This window comes from Gilliamella sp. B3482 (assembly GCF_026536805.1).
GTDB lineage: Bacteria > Pseudomonadota > Gammaproteobacteria > Enterobacterales > Orbaceae > Gilliamella > Gilliamella apicola_E.
On sequence record NZ_JAFNNL010000006.1, the window covers coordinates 78,718 to 96,353 of the forward strand.

Sequence of the window (17,636 nt, forward strand, 5' to 3'; positions counted from 1 at the left end):
TTAATACCTATCTATTTGGAATAAGTACTGTTGATTGTTTGAATTTTTTTGGCATTGTTCTGATTTATTCATCACCCCTCGGCAATCTTCAAGCACACCGTGAGCTTTTGACCAATGGTACTGTTTGCCTTCATCATTTTTACCACCACAAGCTGTTAAACTTAAACTTAGTGTAAGGCAAGTTAGTGCGATAATTACTGGTTTCATCATATACCCTCGCAAATATTTAGTTATCCTATAATTTATTCATTATTCTAATGCATTATTAAACTGATTGATAGCAAAGCTATCACCTATTTTTATTACGTGAAAAGCACGACCTTTCTTCAAAGAATTTAATAAAAACGGTGGTTCATCTAACGATTCATCAGCTAATTCAAAAGCTCCCCAATGAATGGCGATCGCTGATTGGCAATTTAATTCATCATACAGTTGCAATGCTTGTTGAGGGTCGATGTGCTGTGATTGCATAAACCAACGCGGTGCATATGCGCCGATGGGGATTAAGGCTAGATCGATTTGCTTAAACCTTTCGCCAATTTTCTTTAAACTGGTTGAATAGCCGGTATCCCCCATAAAGTAGATATTTTTTGATAACGGCGAGTCATCATTCTGCATTATCCAACCACACCATAATGATTTGTTGACATCAAAAGCACCACGATTACTCCAATGCTTTGCTGGTGTCGCAGTAAACGTTATTCCACCAATATTAGAAGATTGCCACCAGTCCAACTCAATAACTTGCTTCGCTCCCCATTTTAATAGTTTGGTTTTGAGCCCTAGGGGAACTAAAATAGTCATTTGTGGAAAACGTTTTACCAGTTGCCTTATACTATTAAAATCAAGATGGTCATAATGGCTATGCGATATCAAAACTACATCAATCGTTGGTAATTTATCGATAGTAATAGCGGGTTTAGTTCGTCGTTTGGGGCCAATAAATTGGAACGGCGAGACTCGGTTGGAAAAAACCGGATCGGTTAATATCCATTTATTATTAAGTCTTATTAACGTAGTTGAATGCCCTATCCACCAGACTCTATCACCTTCTAAATTTAAATCAATTGAGCTACACCAAGTTTGGTTAAATACTTGATATCCCGCTTTGGGTGGTAAGACTTTACGTTTAAGGCGCCAACGTAGCGCGTCAGTCAATTTAATTGAAAAAGGCTCACTATTTTTAAAAGCTCTATGATGTAAATTATCACTTCGCTCATTAAGGGCTTTATCTAGCGTTTCGTTTTTTTTATTCATTAATTTGTTGAGTTAATTAATACTACGTTCAATAATCACAGCAACATTGCCTGCATTAGCAATCGCATCTGGTTTTGAAACTTTGATTTTTAACCATTGAACTGAAAATTGTTCAATAACTAACTGTGCAACACGTTCAGCTACCGTTTCAATAAGCTCAAATTTATTTGCTTCAATAAATGATGTTATTGATTGTGAAACAACGAAATAGTCTAAACAAAATTCTACATTATCACTTTTTCCTGCTGGCTTATTATCCCAAGCCATTTCTAAATCAAGGACTAGCTTCTGTTTGATGTTTTTTTCCCAATCATAAACACCAATTGTGGTATAAACTGTTAGAGATTCAATTAATACTCTATCTTTAATCGTTAATGTCATATTCAATTCCAAGCATTGATATTGTTTAAAATAGAGATTACCGAATCTTATTAAATTACGCTATAATTTATTTCAAATAATAGTGAATAAAAGATGATATGACTCGAATTTTTCAACCCTACACCATCACCCAAAATAGCTTAATTACCTTGGACGATAATGCTTTTAATCACCTGATCCGTGTATTAAGAATGAAGCCTGGCGAATCAGTGACGTTGTTTGACGGCTCTAACCAAATTACGCCAGCAGTGATCCATGAAGTAAACAAAAAAAACGTTGTTGTAAAAACAGCAACGACTGTTATTGATGATCGAGAATCACCTTTAAACATTCATTTAGGCCAAGTTATTTCTCGTGGTGATAAAATGGAGTTTACTATTCAAAAATCAGTTGAATTAGGCGTGAGTACCATTACCCCACTACTTTCTGAACGCTGTGGCGTAAAGCTTGATCAAGAAAGGCTTGAAAAGAAGGTTCAACAATGGCAAAAAATTGTTATTTCTGCCTGTGAACAATGTGGGCGTAACATCATCCCTACCGTAACCTCGGTAATGAAATTAGAAAATTGGTGTGCAAGTTTAACTGATAGCTTAAAACTCAACTTACATCCAAAAGCAGAAAAAGGCATAAATCAACTGTCGTCTGAGGATAAAAACATTAGTTTATTAATTGGACCAGAAGGTGGGCTATCTAACGAAGAAATTCAGATGACGCATCAATATCAGTTTACAGATATTTTACTCGGTCCACGAGTTTTACGAACTGAAACAGCTGCACTAACAGCCATAACCGCCCTTCAAGTTCGTTTAGGTGATTTAGGTTAATCACCCAAAATGAATGAGTTAACAATTGATTGCTTTGCTTATTAATCGGTAACGAGTATGATAGTTCAAAACTTGATTTTTATTGCTAAAACCACGCTCGGCCTTGTTTTCTTATAAGCAATATTAAATAGGTAGAAAAGCGTGCAAGTCATCAACAGCAAATTCAATGCAATCAGATAAAATCAGTAAGGAGTCAACATGATTAAACTTGGTATTGTTATGGACCCCATCAGCCATATCAAATTAAAAAAAGATACCAGCTTTGCTATGCTGCTTGAAGCACAAAAGCGAGGTTATCAACTCTATTATATGGAGATGAATGATCTGTTTTTACGTAATGGTGAAGCAAGTGCAACCACTCATATACTAACAGTTCATAACAATAGTGAACATTGGTTTGATTTTGGTGACGAACAAACAATAGCATTAAGTGAACTCGATGTGATACTAATGCGTAAAGATCCGCCTTTTGATACCGAATTTATCTATGCGACTTATATTTTAGAACGCGCTGAAGATAAAGGCGTATTAGTGGTTAATAAGCCACAAAGCTTACGTGATTGTAATGAAAAATTATTTACTGCTTGGTTTGCTGATTTTACGCCGGAAACTTTAGTTACTCGCCAAACATCACAAATTAAGGCTTTCCACCAACAATTTCATGACATTATTTTAAAACCACTTGATGGTATGGGCGGTTCGTCAATTTTTAGAATCAAACAAGATGATCCCAATGTGTCTGTGATAATTGAGACACTTACCGAGCATAATACTCGCTACTGTATGGCGCAAAATTTTATCCCAGCAATAAAAGATGGTGATAAACGTATTTTAGTTGTCGATGGTGTTCCAGTTCCTTATTGTTTGGCGCGGATACCTCAAAAAGGTGAAACACGTGGAAACTTAGCCGCTGGCGGACATGGTGAAGTAAGAGCTTTAAGTGATAGTGATTGGAAAATTGCCAACAGTATTGGACCAACATTAAAACAAAAAGGACTTTTATTTGTCGGACTTGATGTAATTGGGGATAAATTAACTGAAATTAACGTCACTAGTCCAACTTGTGTACGAGAAATTGAAACTGCCCATCCAGATTTATCTATCACGGGGCTTTTAATGGACGCGATTGAATCAAGATTAAATAAGAAGAGTTAAAAAAATGATTAGAGAATACCAACCAAAAGATTTAGATGCCATTATGAAGATATGGCTACAAGGTAATGAACAAGCTCACAACTTTATTGATCTTGAATTTTTTAAACAGAACTACGATATAGTTAAAATGTTGATTCCAATGTCAACTATCTATGTCCAAGATCTTAATGGCGTAGTAGGTTTTATAGGTTTAACTGAGAATTATATTTCTGGACTCTTTGTTGAAGAAGGTTTTCGTCATCAAGGAACCGGAGCTGCGCTAGTTGAAAAAGCAAAACAGCGTCACAATGAATTATTGGTACATGTGTATAAACAAAATAGTGATGCGATTAACTTTTACTTATCGCAGAATTTTGAAATTATTGGTGAATCAATTAATGAAGAAACCAATCATCCAGAAGTATTAATGCGTTGTAATGTAGAACATAAAGTCAAAATTGGTAAATGTGCATTATAATTTAACAACAATGTGAGCGTATGAATTTAAAAAATCATTTTATTATTGCAATGCCAACACTACATGATTCAGTATTTAGTCGTTCTGTGGTGTATATCTGTGAACATAATCGTGATGGTGCAATGGGTATTATTTTAAATAAGCCTATTATAGATCTCAATGTTGAAACCGTATTGTCCCGTCTTGAAATCACTGCCTCAAAAAGTTGTGCTGAACTTGAGCACCCAGTATTTTGTGGTGGACCACTTGCCGAGGAGCAAGGTTTTATTTTACACACGCCTCATAAGGGGTTTGCATCAAGTATACAGATTTCTGATGATGTGATGATAACCACATCACTTGACGCATTGAAATCGATTGGCTCTCCAGAACAACCAAAAGATATCTTTTTAGCACTGGGTTACTCAAGTTGGCAATCATTACAACTTGAAAGTGAAGTAGCCAAAAATGACTGGTTAGTTACCGAAGCTGATCCACAAATTATTTTTGAAGTTGCTATTGAGGATCGTTGGAAAAAAGCGGCTGAATCATTGGGCATTAATATCAGTACTATTTCTCACCAAATGGGTAATGCATAGACAATGGCAACTATTATTGCATTTGATTTTGGTACTGCAAGTATTGGTGCTGCTATTGGTCAGGACATCACCAAAACCGCTAACCCACTTTGTTCATTTAAAGCTCGTGATGGAATACCTAATTGGCAAGCGATTGAAAAAGTACTTAATGAATGGAAACCCGATTATTTAGTGGTTGGACTACCACTAAATATGGATGGCACAGAACAACCTTTAACCGCTAGAGCTCGCAAATTTGCTAACCGTTTGCATGGTATGTTTGGTTATCAAGTACATCTACAAGATGAACGATTATCCACAGTTGAGGCTAAATCACACATTTTTGCTTCACGTGGTTATCGGGCGCTTGAAAAAGGTCATGTTGATGCAACTTCTGCCATTATTATTTTAGAGAGTTGGTTTGAGAACAATGAATCTCTTTAATTAATAAGTTATTTTATCAATAATTAGTCGCCAATAAATTTCATCCTTGCTAAAATATCAAACAAATTTTCTACTGTAAGGACTGCTCCCGTGTCAAAAAACAAATCTCTTAGCTATAAAGATGCCGGTGTCGATATCGATGCAGGCAATGAACTGGTAAATCGCATTAAATCTGTTGTAAAAGAGACCAAACGTCCTGAAGTTATGGGTGGACTAGGTGGTTTTGGTGCATTATGTGCAATTCCGCAAAAATATAAGCAACCTATTTTAGTATCAGGTACTGATGGTGTTGGCACAAAATTACGTCTGGCAATGGATTTAAACCGCCATGAATCAATTGGTATTGATTTAGTTGCAATGTGCGTTAATGATTTGATTGTTCAAGGTGCGGAGCCGTTATTCTTCTTAGATTACTATGCAACAGGTAAACTTAATGTTGATGTTGCAGCAACAGTCGTTACAGGTATCGCTGAAGGTTGTAAACAATCTGGTTGTGCTTTAGTTGGCGGTGAAACAGCTGAAATGCCAGGAATGTATCACGGTGATGATTATGACTTAGCCGGCTTTTGTGTTGGCGTAGTTGAAAAAGCAGAAATGATTGATGGGAGTAAAGTACAAGATGGTGACGCTTTAATTGCTCTTGCATCAAGTGGCGCCCACTCTAATGGCTACTCTTTAGTTCGAAAAATAATTGAAGTGAGTGGTGTAAATCCAGCTACTGAACAATTAGATGGAAAACCATTAGCTGATCATCTACTTGCTCCAACCAAAATTTATGTCAAATCTGTTCTCGATTTGATTTCCAAAATCGAAGTTCATGCAATTGCCCATATTACTGGTGGTGGCTTTTGGGAGAACATTCCTCGTGTTTTACCGGATAACACTCAAGCGATTATTGATGAATCAAGCTGGCAATGGCCGTCAATCTTCAATTGGTTACAACAAGCTGGTAATGTCAGTCGCCATGAAATGTATCGTACTTTCAACTGTGGCGTTGGTTTAATCATCGCTTTACCAAAACAGTTAGCTGACCAAGCCATCAATTTGCTTAATGAGCATGGTGAAAAAGCTTGGCTACTAGGTGAAATAAAAACATCATCATCCACTGAGCGTGTAGTTATTAAATAATACTATTCGTTTATATTATCCAACCATTTGGATAATATAAACTTTTTATCTAATCAATGCTATTGATACTACTCATTGATAAACCTTCAAAAAATCTTCAACTTAAATAACTTGTTAAGTTAGCTTAATCATCAACTTTTGCAATTCGATTTACCAATGATAATTCGCTTGGTAATGATTAAAAACAGATAGTCATAACGGAAAAATTTAACACAAAAATAACTAAAAGCTATCTTACTTTCTGGTACAATAGTCAAAAAATATAATAACTAAGTAATGTCATAAAACGATAAAATACAAGGTTTTTTAATGATCATATCAGATGCTAATAGTGCGGTGTCATCTGTCGCATATCGTGCAAACGAAGTCATTGCTATTTATCCAATTACACCGAGTTCATCAATAGCTGAGCAAGCCAGCACATGGGCAGAATTTAATAAGCCCAACGTATTTGGTGATACCCCAAAAGTAGTTGAGATGCAATCCGAAGCTGGCGCAATCTCGACCGTGCATGGCGCATTAATGACTGGCGCACTAGCAACATCATTTACCTCATCACAAGGTTTACTATTAATGATTCCTTCGCTATACAAAATAGCGGGAGAATTAACACCATTTGTTTTACACGTTGCTGCTCGTACTGTTGCAACTCATGCATTATCTATTTTTGGTGACCATTCAGATGTCATGTCAATCAGGCAAACTGGTTTCGCCATGCTTTGTTCTAGCTCGGTGCAAGAGGCTCAAGATTTAGCGTTAATTTCACAAATAGCAACACTCAATAGTCGTGTACCATTTGTCCACTTTTTTGATGGATTTAGAACCTCACATGAGGTCAATAAAATTTACCCAATCAGTGATGAACAAATTCGTAACTTACTACCTAATCAAGCTATTGAAGCTTTTCGTGCTCGCGCATTAACACCAGATAAGCCGGTAATACGCGGGACATCAGCTAATCCTGATACCTACTTCCAATGTCGTGAAGCCATTAATCCCTATTATGAAAATGCTTACAACCATGTTGTTGATGCGATGCAGGCATTTGAAAAAGAGACAGGTAGAAAATACAAACCTTTCGAATATTATGGCGCAGAAGATGCGCAACGTATTATTGTTATTATGGGGTCGGGGGTCAGTACCACCAAAGAAGTGGTTGATCATCTAATCAAAAATGATGAAAAAGTTGGCGTAGTCATCGTCAGATTATACCGCCCTTTTTCAGCAAAACATCTGCTTGATATTATTCCTCAAACCGTAAAAAAAATCGCGGTGATGGATCGCACCAAAGAACCAGGCGCTCAAGCAGAACCACTTTATTTAGATGTAATGACAGCATTTGCTGAAAGTTTTTCTCGCGGTGAACGTAGTTATTTACCACAAATTATTGGTGGTCGTTATGGTCTATCTTCGAAAGAGTTCGATCCTCGCTCGGTATTAGCTATTTTTAATGAATTAGCAACTGAGAAGCCAAAACCTCGATTTACTGTTGGTATTTACGATGACATAACTGGATTATCATTACCATTACCAGAACAATCAATACCACAAAAATCGGCACTTGAAGCATTATTTTATGGTTTGGGAAGTGATGGAACCGTATCTGCAACAAAAAATAATATTAAAATTATTGGTGATAACTCACCGTTTTATGTTCAAGGTTATTTTGTTTATGACTCGAAAAAGGCAGGTGGTTTAACAACCTCTCATCTTAGAGTCAACCTTGAGCCTATTGATTCACCTTATTTAATCACCAGTGCTCATTTTATTGGTTGTCATCAAGATCAGTTTATTGACAAGTATCAGATCGTTGAAAGATTGAAAGACGATGGAATCTTTTTGCTTAATACGCCTTATAGTAAGGATGAAGTCTGGCATAGATTACCCAAAGAAGTTCAAGTTCAATTAATTAAGAAAAGAGCACACTTTTATATTATCAACGCGGCTAAAATTGCTCGAGAATGTAACTTAGGGGCAAGAATAAACACCGTAATGCAAGCCGCTTTCTTCCATTTATCTGAAATATTTAAAAATGATTTCAGTATCACTCAACTGAAAGAAGTTATTGCCAAAAGTTATAGCAGTAAAGGGCAAGATATTGTTGAGAATAACTGGAAAGCGCTTGATTTAGCCATCGCATCACTTGAACAAATTCCATTAAGTTGTGTTGATGAAAGTAGCCCATTGCGCTCATCAGTCGTACCAAGCAATGCGCCTGATTTTGTTAAAATGGTTACTGCAACAATGTTAGCCGGCTTAGGTGATACTTTACCCGTTTCGGCGTTCCCGCCCGATGGAACATGGCCAGTTGGTACCACCAAATGGGAAAAACGCAACATTGCGGAAGAAATTCCAATTTGGAAACCCGAACTTTGTACCCAATGTAACCATTGTGTAGTAGCTTGTCCTCATGCGGCTATTCGAGCCAAAGTGGTTAGTGAAATAGTTAATGCACCAGAATCGTTAAGCTCACTAGAAGTGAAAGCGCGAGATATGAAAGGTCAACGCTACGTATTACAAGTTGCGCCTGAAGATTGTACTGGATGTAATTTGTGTGTTGAAGTTTGTCCTTCACGTGACCGCAATAACTTTGATATCAAAGCTATCAATATGCAGTCGCGCATTGATAATCTTGAAACACAGCGGACTAATTACGAGTACTTTACTGCACTACCAGATCGTGAAATAAAAACCCTCGAACGTATAGATATACGCACATCGCAACTATTAACACCATTATTTGAATATTCTGGTGCATGTGCGGGTTGTGGTGAAACACCTTACATCAAATTATTAACGCAATTATATGGTGATCATCTCGCTATTGCTAATGCCACTGGTTGTTCATCAATTTATGGGGGTAACTTACCGTCAACACCATATACCACCGATCATAATGGTCGAGGACCAGCATGGGCAAATTCATTATTTGAAGATAATGCCGAATTCGCCCTTGGCTATCGAATTACCTATAACCAACATAAAAAACGAGCATTACGTTTGTTGGAACATGTTGCAGGCGAAATTTCACCAGAAATTGTAATCAATTTACAATCTCCAGATCTTTCAATTGATGAAAAACGTACGCAAGTCAATTTACTTCGTCAACAATTAGCTCATTTAACCTCAGCGGAAGCTAAAGAGCTAATACAAGATGCTGACTACTTAATTGATAAATCAGTATGGGCAATTGGTGGTGATGGTTGGGCATATGATATTGGGTTTGGTGGATTAGACCATGTAATGAGTCTCACTGAAAACGTAAATATCTTAGTTCTTGATACTCAATGCTACTCAAATACTGGTGGTCAACAATCGAAGGCTACACCAATGGGTGCTGTATCAAAATTTGCTGATTTAGGTAAAAATAAAGCCCGTAAAGATCTAGGTGTGAGTGTGATGATGTATGGTCACGTTTATGTTGCTCAAGTTGCCTTAGGCTCACAACTAAATCAAACCCTAAAAGCATTACAAGAAGCTGAAGCCTATAACGGCCCTTCTCTCGTTATTGCTTATAGTCCTTGTGAAGAACATGGTTATGATTTATCTAAATCTCATGAACAAATGAAAGATTTAGTAAAATCAGGTTTTTGGCCACTATACCGTTATGATCCTCGTCGTATGCAAGAAGGAAAACCGGGTCTAGTGCTAGACTCAAAAGCACCAAACAGTGAATCATTAACTGATGTGTTACTCAAAGAACAACGATTCCGTCGTTTAGAAACACTTGAGCCAGTGATTGCCAATACCTTGCATGAACAATCTGCAAAAATGGTTAATTCCAAATTTAAATTCTTGCAGATGCTAGCAACCTATTCCGATATAGAAACGCCAGCTGACAGCTAAATCTAAAAACGGATTAATTGGTTAAATTAATCCGTTTAATCTCTTTAATGAAGATCTAATTTTTGGGAATAAAAAAAACTCTCTAAATATAGAGAGTTTTTTATTATATTTATTAAACTTTTTTAACGACCAGTCACACGACGTGTCATCCAGTAATGTTTTTTCCAGTAATCTTCATTCAGATTTGAATAGATAACACCTTTTGAAGTTGAAGCATGTAAGAATTTACCATCTGCATAATAAATACCAACATGTAATCCGCTACGACTACGTCCAGTTTTGAAGAAGACTAAATCACCCGCTTTAGGCGTGGTAACTTTATAACCTAATTTAGCTTGTTCAGCAGCACTTCTTGGAAGGGTCTTTTGTAATCTATTTTTGTAGAAGTTCATAACTAAACCAGAACAATCACTACCAGCTAAAGTAGTACCACCATAACGGTAAGGTGTTCTCTTCCATTTTGAGTAGTGCTGTTCAATTTTGGCTAACATCACAGGATCAGATTTAACTGATACTTGGCTATGACTGCTACTACAACCAAATAATACGAATAATGATAAAATTAGTGAGCTTACTAATAATCGCTTTTTAACGCTACCGCAGCTGCTGCGCAACTTCGTTAATAATCGATTGTCTTTTTTTGTCATTTCTTCTTGTTCCTTTATTCAACGTAGACCACTGCGAATAACGTCTTGCAACCTTTAAACTTTTAGGTAAAACGCCTTTTTGCCACTTATTCTCATCAAGTTTAGACAACTTAATTGGGCTAAGGTTCGCGTGGCTGCGAAAATTTAAACTCTCTTTAAGCTGAACTAATCGTAAAGAAAGAAAACAAATGATCACATCATCAACACTTAGTTTACTAAATCCAGAAAGCTGATAACGCATTCTCGATCCATAATGCTTAGCAGTTTGCATTAAACTACCAACGGCTGCACCTATTAACGCAGCTGAACCAAATGATAATCCACCAGTTGCTAAATCAATGCTAGCACCGATTGTAGCGCCGGACACAAAACCTTTGGTCAAGTGAACCCCCATCGTTTTTAATGCATCAAGATTAAACAAGTCTGCATTATAACGGCCTTTGATTAAAGGCAAATTCTCTTCACTCTCTTGAGTTGAATCGAATTGATAGAGCTTCAATAAATCATTAATTGCTTTCTGTTCACGTTTCCTGACTTTATTTTGCATGTCAGCAACAGCTTGCTTATCATCAGATTTTGCCATTTCATAAAAAGCAGTCACATCAACTAATGCTTCTGCAATGATTTGGTTAGCTGTACGATTACGTGATTCACGAGTTTCAGCAATATTAACTAGCCAATTATCCAATATTTTTTTTGCTGGTTCAACCAATAACGCCAAGCTATTGTACAATTTTTCTTCACCGTCTAAGGGTGGAAAAACAGCGTTGAACCCAATGATAGCATGAATCCCCATTCTTGAAAGCAATCTTTTCCATTCCTTTTCATTCTGTTCCTCAGCTAAAATGAAGTTAAGTACTGCAAGAATCGGTTTATCGCTATTGGCTAAGATAGCTAATTCATCGTGATATTTAGGTAGAACGGGCTCTCGCACGTCGATCACATAGATAGCAGCATCACAATTTAACACCTGTCGGATTACTTTTGCTTCTTGATTGAAGAGGTTTTCAGCTTCTGGACTTTGTAAAAAAATCGTTAATTTATCGACTCCATCAAGCTTACTATTTGGCGATACAAGTTGATTGATATAGTCATAAAGCGCCAAACTGTCTTCAAATCCAGGTGTATCATAAAAAGTGATGTCGGTGTTATCTGCTAGTGGAAGTTTGATTGACTCTACATGTCTAGTAGTACCTGGCTTATCAGAAACATCACCAAAATGACTATCTCTTATTAATGCACGCAAAAGTGAAGTTTTACCAAAATTTGCATGTCCAACTATCGCTAATTTCAATGAAGTTATCATATTAATTATCCTGATCTAACCAACTAGGATTAGCTAACGGTAAAGATAACGATTGCCAATTATGTAATTGTTTACCTTGATTAATAAACCATATTCGACTTTGCTGTGATTTATTCATTAATTGTTGAACAAAATTTGATACCCCGCGATCTGGTGCTCGATCAGTATCGATTGCAATTAACACTTTATACGCGGGTTTTAATTGCAAAAGATCTAATATTGCATTTCGCTGCTCACGAGTATTTAAAAATCCGTAAAAATGCCCTTCATGCGGTGGATTCCAACTCTCATCTACATCCACAGCCACTAAATAGACACCACTTCCTCCTTCAATCTGTGAGATTGGTAGTTGCCATTTAGGTTCGCCTAACTTATCTTCATCCACCATTTGGGTTAAAAGTGGCTGTAATTGTTGGGATAGGATTTGAAAGTCAGGATCATCCAAATTTAATTTAATTTTTCGGCTACTCACAACCCAAGCGATGCCACAGAAAGTCATTAATAGAAATCGAACGGCTAATCCATAACAGATAAAAACACCTAATAGCCAAATCGCCCAAGAAGAACGAATATCCCCCGCACTTAAAGCGTGTTCACTAAGCTTAATCACATCATCATTTGGAATCGGAAAACCAAACAAAGATGGAACATAACCTAAATAATGCGTTAACTTAATAATGGTATCAGAACTTAATAAAGTGGTTTTCCACTCAAAACTGTAGTGCTGAGTTGAAAATAGCATCAATAAAACGAATAAAGCACTACATAAAATAACGACCCAAAAAAGATTCAGAACAAAACCAAGCAACCAACGGATTGAAGAACCAAATAAAGTGATAAAAGCCGGTACAAGCTGTTGCACAGTCTTTTTTTGATAAAGCTTTTGGGCTATCCACAACCAACAATGGATTAATAAACTACCACCAAAGCGAGAAAAGAAAAGAAATGAACCAATCCAAATAATGAGCGTAATAAAATGAACACCTAATAAACACAATAGCGCCCAATACAAATTGATTGGATTTTGACTCAAAGCGCTAAATGTTAATGAACCACCTAAAAAAATCGAAATTAACAGTAATAAACAGAAAGAAATTTTAATAGAACGTAAAATAACCTTTTGCGCAGAATATAAACCATTTTGTTTAGACAGTATCGTGGCGCGGGTAATGATACGGTTAACCAAAGAGGTTGGCATAGCTTTAACTTGTCGATTAATATCTTGATCAGCAAATCGACCTGATTCGGATTCTATTAAATGAATGGTTTGAGTAAGCCATAAAGATTTTAGCTGTTCGCGCATTTAAATATCATCTTCACATTAATTAGTCGTCATAAAAGAAACGCGACCTAAGTCGCGTTAAAAAAATTGAATCATTTACTGGGTTATTTCACCAATTTTGCTTAAAAGGGTTTGAATACGTTGTTGCCAAACTTGTTGATCTTGTTTTAACTTCTCATTTTCGTCACGTAATGCTTTCATCTCATCTGAACTATCATTAATTAATTGTTCAAGTTCATGATTGCCTTGCTTTAATCTCGAAATCTCTTCTTTCAAGGTATTAATAGTGTTTACAGTGTTTTGAATTTTAGTTTCTAATTGATTCAATATTTCTAATGACATATTTTTCCTCAAGCTCAATTTATTTGGTGTATAATAAGGAGTATTATAACGAATTCATTCTGAAATCAACACCTTTTTAAATCTTAAGTTGGAGAAAATTATGCGAAAACCACTCGTAATGGGTAACTGGAAACTCAATGGAAGTATCGAAATGGCTAAAGACTTAGTTGCAGGACTAAGAGCTGAGCTATCAACTGAAGCAAACTGCGATATTGCAATTGCACCACCGACTGTTTATTTAGATTTCGTTAAACATCAATTAGGTGGCTCAACTATTCTTTTAGGCGCACAAGATGTTGGTGTTCATCTTTCAGGTGCTTATACTGGTGAAGTCTCAGCCACTATGTTAAAAGAAATAGGTGTGACTCACGTGATCATTGGTCACTCTGAACGTCGTACTTATCATAAAGAATCAGATGAATTTATCGCTCAAAAATTCGGCGTTTTAAAAGAAGCTGGACTCGTTCCTGTACTATGTATTGGTGAAACAGAAGCTGAAAACGAAGCAGGTCAAACTCAAGCAGTATGTGCTCGTCAAATTGATGCAGTAATTAATGCATTAGGTGTTCAAGCATTTAATGGTGCAGTAATTGCTTATGAACCAGTTTGGGCAATTGGGACTGGAAAATCTGCAACTCCAGCTCAAGCGCAAGCAGTACATAAATTTATTCGTGACCACATTGCAAAACAAGATGCCGCTGTCGCTAAACAAGTTATCATTCAATACGGTGGTTCTGTAAATGACAAAAATGCAGCAGAACTATTCACTCAACCAGATATTGATGGTGCATTAGTTGGTGGAGCTTCATTAAAAGCTGATGCTTTTGCAGCGATTGTTAGAGCAGCAGAACAAGCTAAAAAATAAGAATTAAAATAAAAAAGACGCCTATAAAAGGCGTCTTCTTTTTAACTAAATTAAACTTTGTAACTTATTTTTTAACCTTATTTTCATACCTAGATGGCCAAATTTTCTCAACAGGCACTTGCAAATATTCAGAGATAATACGTTCATATTTTGGACAATGACGATATAAAGCATTACGTAAAGTATCAGCCTGTAAACCACTTGATCGTGAAAGCGCCCTTAAATTTCCGCCTCGAATTTTAATTTCACCTACAACTCTTGATGGTGTCCAGTCTTGATCTTGTTCTCTCATTATGAGATCCTCTATTGGTTAAATTTTTTGCTATTGTAAAGATTATCGGTGTTACGATTCTAGATCGATAAAAAGTTACCGGCAAAGAATAGCACATAAAAAAACGAATTAAAACAATAAAAACAAAAAAAATAGCTACAAATGGAATAAAATATAATGAAAACGAAAGAAAAAAAACATAAAACAAAAGAAAAAACACGAACCTTTAACGATACTTGTATTGAAACTTTTAAAAACCGATTAACGCTCCTATTAGAAGGTCGTTCAGGCAATGCATTTGCCAGAAGTGTTGGTATGTCCGAAGCGGTAATCCGTGATTACTTAAGTGGAAAAACCTATCCATCACTCAGTCGATTAGCTACTATCGCAGATAAATGCGATGTATCAATTGAATGGTTAGCAACAGGTAAAGGTGAATGTCGCTTACTACCTGAAACGCTAAGCCGAGGTACAGTGAATGTTCCGTTTCTTAATAAGAACGAAACCATTAACGCATTCACAATTTTAGATACGATCCCATTTGATCTCACCTTAACTAAACATCAAGGTTGTGAAGCAGATGATCTTGCTGCGGTTTGGGCTAAAGGTGATTGTATGGAACCAACTATATCCAATCATGATATAGTCATTATTAATACAGCAAATAATAAACCAGTTGATGGTTTCCTTTATACTGTACAATATGATGATCAAATTACTATCAAACGAATTCAAAATCAAGGTTCAAATCTGTTATTGATTTCAGACAACCCAAAATACCCGACTATTACGAAAGCTAAAAATGAGCAAAAATATTTTAAAATAATTGGTCATGTAATCTATTTATTGAAAAATCTCAATTAATATTGCCATAGCGCTTTTTTTTATTTTTACGCCATTGATGCAAATCAATGGAGTTTTTTATCACTCAATGTTGCATTTTTTTCTGCGAACAACATTGTAATAAAAATGTCATTAACAAAATTAAGCAATCTAATAACATTCCACACAGCATAACCTTATACATTTAGCCTTAATTATGCTAAAATCACCGCAAAATTTTTGCCCATTAATTTAGTTATTATGCCAAATGTAAACACTCGAAAAAAAGTCGTTGTCGGCATGTCTGGCGGCGTAGATTCTTCCGTTTCTGCTTATTTATTACAACAACAAGGCTATGATGTTGTTGGTCTATTTATGAAAAATTGGGAAGAAGATGACACAGAAGAATATTGCTCTGCAGCTATCGACCTAGCTGATGCACAAGCAGTCTGTGACAAATTAAATATCAAACTCCATACCATCAACTTTGCTGCAGAATATTGGGACAATGTCTTTGAACATTTTTTATCTGAATACAAAGCAGGCCGAACGCCGAATCCAGATATTTTATGTAACAAAGAGATCAAATTTAAAGCATTTCTCGAATATGCAGCAGAAGATTTAAATGCCGATTATATTGCAACAGGTCATTATGTCCGTAAACGCGAAAATGGTGACAAGGTTGAATTACTCCGTGGAATCGACAACAACAAAGATCAGAGTTATTTTTTATATACGCTTAGTGAAGACCAAATTCGTCAAAGTTTATTTCCTGTTGGCGAACTTGAAAAACCACAAGTAAGAAAGATAGCAGAGCAACTTGGCTTAGCAACCGCAGCCAAAAAAGACTCAACAGGTATCTGTTTTATCGGAGAACGAAAATTCAGTGACTTCTTAGCTCGTTATTTACCTGCACAATCAGGCGTTATTCGAACCGTAAATGGTGAAGTTATTGGTCAACACCAAGGATTAATGTACCACACATTAGGTCAACGCAAAGGGCTTGGCATTGGTGGTCTAAAACAAGCCGACGACACTCCATGGTACGTAGTTGATAAAGATATTAAAAATAACGAATTAATTGTTGCTCAAGGTCATGACCATCCAGCACTATTTTCAAATGGTTTAATTGCCCAACAACTGCACTGGGTTGATCGTAAAATTGTTACCCAACCATTTCATTGCACAGTTAAAACGCGCTATCGTCAACAAGATATCTCTTGTTGTGTTACACCACTTGGTGAAGATAAAATTGAAGTCATGTTTGACAAACCTGCTGCAGCTGTCACACCAGGACAATCAGCAGTGTTTTATCAAAATGAAGTTTGCCTTGGCGGTGGAATTATCGAGGAACGAATTATAAGTAGTAAGGAGCATTAAAGTGAACAATAAATACCATCATATTGCAATAGCTCTTGCCGGCGCGACACAAAGCGCAACACTTATCCCTCAGCTTGCTAATACTGGGGTTTGTAATACGACAATTTATCAAGTATCGATAAAAAGCATATTCAACACATCACCAAAAACCACTGATGATGTTTATGATGGTATAAACAATATCAAAACAGGGTTAGAAACACTGATTACCCTACTCTCCTCTAACCAAAAACAGCATGTTGAACTGATTCGTTACCTTTTTGGCACCTTAAGTATTACCAGCAAACTATTAAAAAATAATGAAGCGTTAGATAAAATAGATCAACGTTTACAACGAATATCAGGCATATATCCTGAAATGAATAATGAAACAATCGACAATCATATTGACGATCTCTCTTATTCATTAGCTGGAATCTATTCTGATATCATCAGCCCGTTAGCAACAAAAATCAAAGTGGTAGGTAAAGCTGAATATCTACAAAATTCATTAGTTCAAGCCAAAGTCAGATCTTCACTATTGAGTTGTGTTCGCTCGGCCATTTTATGGTATCAAGTTGGAGGAAGTCGCTTCCAATTCCTATTAAGTCGCAAACGAATAGTTAATGCAGCGCAAGAGTTATTAAAAGAAATTAATCAACAAAGTTATTAAATTAAAAAATAGCAACGGAG

At 36.2% G+C, this 17,636-nt stretch carries 19 protein-coding genes; 11 read left to right on the plus strand and 8 right to left on the minus strand.

Features of this window, described 5'->3' with window-relative positions:
• Genes J3U18_RS10060 through folB form a run of 3 tightly spaced genes read right to left on the minus strand, consistent with a single transcriptional unit; the run spans position 1 to position 1,638 of the window.
• A complete protein-coding gene (locus J3U18_RS10060; RefSeq protein WP_065562640.1) occupies positions 1-207 on the minus strand; it encodes a hypothetical protein in 207 nt (68 codons plus the stop codon).
• Between the two features lie 42 nt (positions 208-249).
• The gene (locus J3U18_RS10065; protein ID WP_065562641.1) at positions 250-1,257 is read right to left on the minus strand and encodes an MBL fold metallo-hydrolase; all 1,008 of its coding nucleotides are present in this window, start codon (positions 1,255-1,257) and stop codon (positions 250-252) included.
• 12 nt (positions 1,258-1,269) lie between these two features.
• Positions 1,270-1,638 (minus strand): dihydroneopterin aldolase, encoded by a 369-nt coding sequence (folB, locus tag J3U18_RS10070; protein ID WP_065562642.1) that lies wholly within the window; start codon positions 1,636-1,638, stop codon positions 1,270-1,272.
• Positions 1,639-1,736: 98 nt separating this feature from the next.
• On the opposite strand from folB, the gene rsmE reads away from it, so the two are divergent.
• The 7 genes from rsmE (at position 1,737) to nifJ (ending at position 10,049) form a co-directional block, all read left to right on the plus strand.
• Entirely contained in the window at positions 1,737-2,462 is a 726-nt protein-coding gene (rsmE, locus tag J3U18_RS10075) for a 16S rRNA (uracil(1498)-N(3))-methyltransferase (protein ID WP_267353918.1), read from the plus strand.
• 198 nt (positions 2,463-2,660) lie between these two features.
• Positions 2,661-3,617: a glutathione synthase gene (gene gshB / locus J3U18_RS10080; RefSeq protein WP_267353919.1), complete on the plus strand. Its 957-nt coding sequence runs from the start codon at positions 2,661-2,663 to the stop codon at positions 3,615-3,617.
• A 4-nt stretch (positions 3,618-3,621) separates the two neighbouring features.
• Positions 3,622-4,074 carry a GNAT family N-acetyltransferase gene (locus J3U18_RS10085; RefSeq protein ID WP_267353921.1) on the plus strand — a complete coding sequence of 151 codons (453 nt, stop codon included), beginning with the start codon at positions 3,622-3,624 and terminating at the stop codon, positions 4,072-4,074.
• 20 nt (positions 4,075-4,094) lie between these two features.
• Entirely contained in the window at positions 4,095-4,652 is a 558-nt protein-coding gene (locus J3U18_RS10090; protein WP_065562646.1) for a YqgE/AlgH family protein, read from the plus strand.
• A 3-nt stretch (positions 4,653-4,655) separates the two neighbouring features.
• Positions 4,656-5,075 carry a Holliday junction resolvase RuvX gene (gene ruvX / locus J3U18_RS10095; RefSeq protein WP_065562647.1) on the plus strand — a complete coding sequence of 140 codons (420 nt, stop codon included), beginning with the start codon at positions 4,656-4,658 and terminating at the stop codon, positions 5,073-5,075.
• 90 nt (positions 5,076-5,165) lie between these two features.
• Entirely contained in the window at positions 5,166-6,203 is a 1,038-nt protein-coding gene (gene purM, locus J3U18_RS10100; RefSeq protein ID WP_267353923.1) for a phosphoribosylformylglycinamidine cyclo-ligase, read from the plus strand.
• A gap of 309 nt (positions 6,204-6,512) precedes the next feature.
• Positions 6,513-10,049: a pyruvate:ferredoxin (flavodoxin) oxidoreductase gene (gene nifJ, locus J3U18_RS10105; RefSeq protein WP_267353925.1), complete on the plus strand. Its 3,537-nt coding sequence runs from the start codon at positions 6,513-6,515 to the stop codon at positions 10,047-10,049.
• A gap of 122 nt (positions 10,050-10,171) precedes the next feature.
• Here nifJ and J3U18_RS10110 read toward each other — a convergent pair whose 3' ends face one another.
• The 4 genes from J3U18_RS10110 to zapB all read right to left on the minus strand — a co-directional run bounded on the left by J3U18_RS10110 (position 10,172) and on the right by zapB (position 13,626).
• Complete coding sequence (locus J3U18_RS10110; protein ID WP_267353927.1) at positions 10,172-10,696, minus strand: C40 family peptidase; 525 nt, start codon at positions 10,694-10,696, stop codon at positions 10,172-10,174.
• On the minus strand, positions 10,644-12,002 hold the full coding sequence (locus tag J3U18_RS10115) for a DUF3482 domain-containing protein (RefSeq protein ID WP_267353929.1): 1,359 nt from the start codon (positions 12,000-12,002) through the stop codon (positions 10,644-10,646). The genes J3U18_RS10110 and J3U18_RS10115 overlap by 53 nt, the downstream gene beginning before the upstream one ends.
• 1 nt (position 12,003) lies before the next feature.
• Positions 12,004-13,305, minus strand: coding sequence for a DUF2868 domain-containing protein (locus J3U18_RS10120; protein ID WP_267353931.1), 1,302 nt, complete (start codon positions 13,303-13,305; stop codon positions 12,004-12,006).
• Between the two features lie 75 nt (positions 13,306-13,380).
• Complete coding sequence (gene zapB / locus J3U18_RS10125; protein WP_065562652.1) at positions 13,381-13,626, minus strand: cell division protein ZapB; 246 nt, start codon at positions 13,624-13,626, stop codon at positions 13,381-13,383.
• A 100-nt stretch (positions 13,627-13,726) separates the two neighbouring features.
• On the opposite strand from zapB, the gene tpiA reads away from it, so the two are divergent.
• Positions 13,727-14,491, plus strand: a complete 765-nt coding sequence (gene tpiA, locus J3U18_RS10130) for a triose-phosphate isomerase (RefSeq protein WP_065733946.1) — start codon at positions 13,727-13,729, stop codon at positions 14,489-14,491.
• 64 nt (positions 14,492-14,555) lie between these two features.
• Here tpiA and J3U18_RS10135 read toward each other — a convergent pair whose 3' ends face one another.
• On the minus strand, positions 14,556-14,783 hold the full coding sequence (locus J3U18_RS10135) for a helix-turn-helix domain-containing protein (RefSeq protein WP_065562654.1): 228 nt from the start codon (positions 14,781-14,783) through the stop codon (positions 14,556-14,558).
• Between the two features lie 156 nt (positions 14,784-14,939).
• On the opposite strand from J3U18_RS10135, the gene J3U18_RS10140 reads away from it, so the two are divergent.
• The 3 genes from J3U18_RS10140 to hflD all read left to right on the plus strand — a co-directional run bounded on the left by J3U18_RS10140 (position 14,940) and on the right by hflD (position 17,616).
• The gene (locus tag J3U18_RS10140; RefSeq protein WP_267353932.1) at positions 14,940-15,626 is read left to right on the plus strand and encodes a LexA family transcriptional regulator; all 687 of its coding nucleotides are present in this window, start codon (positions 14,940-14,942) and stop codon (positions 15,624-15,626) included.
• Positions 15,627-15,845: 219 nt separating this feature from the next.
• Positions 15,846-16,964: a tRNA 2-thiouridine(34) synthase MnmA gene (mnmA, locus tag J3U18_RS10145; protein ID WP_267353933.1), complete on the plus strand. Its 1,119-nt coding sequence runs from the start codon at positions 15,846-15,848 to the stop codon at positions 16,962-16,964.
• Position 16,965: 1 nt separating this feature from the next.
• Entirely contained in the window at positions 16,966-17,616 is a 651-nt protein-coding gene (gene hflD / locus J3U18_RS10150) for a high frequency lysogenization protein HflD (RefSeq protein WP_267353934.1), read from the plus strand.
• The last annotated feature ends 20 nt before the right edge of the window (positions 17,617-17,636 follow it).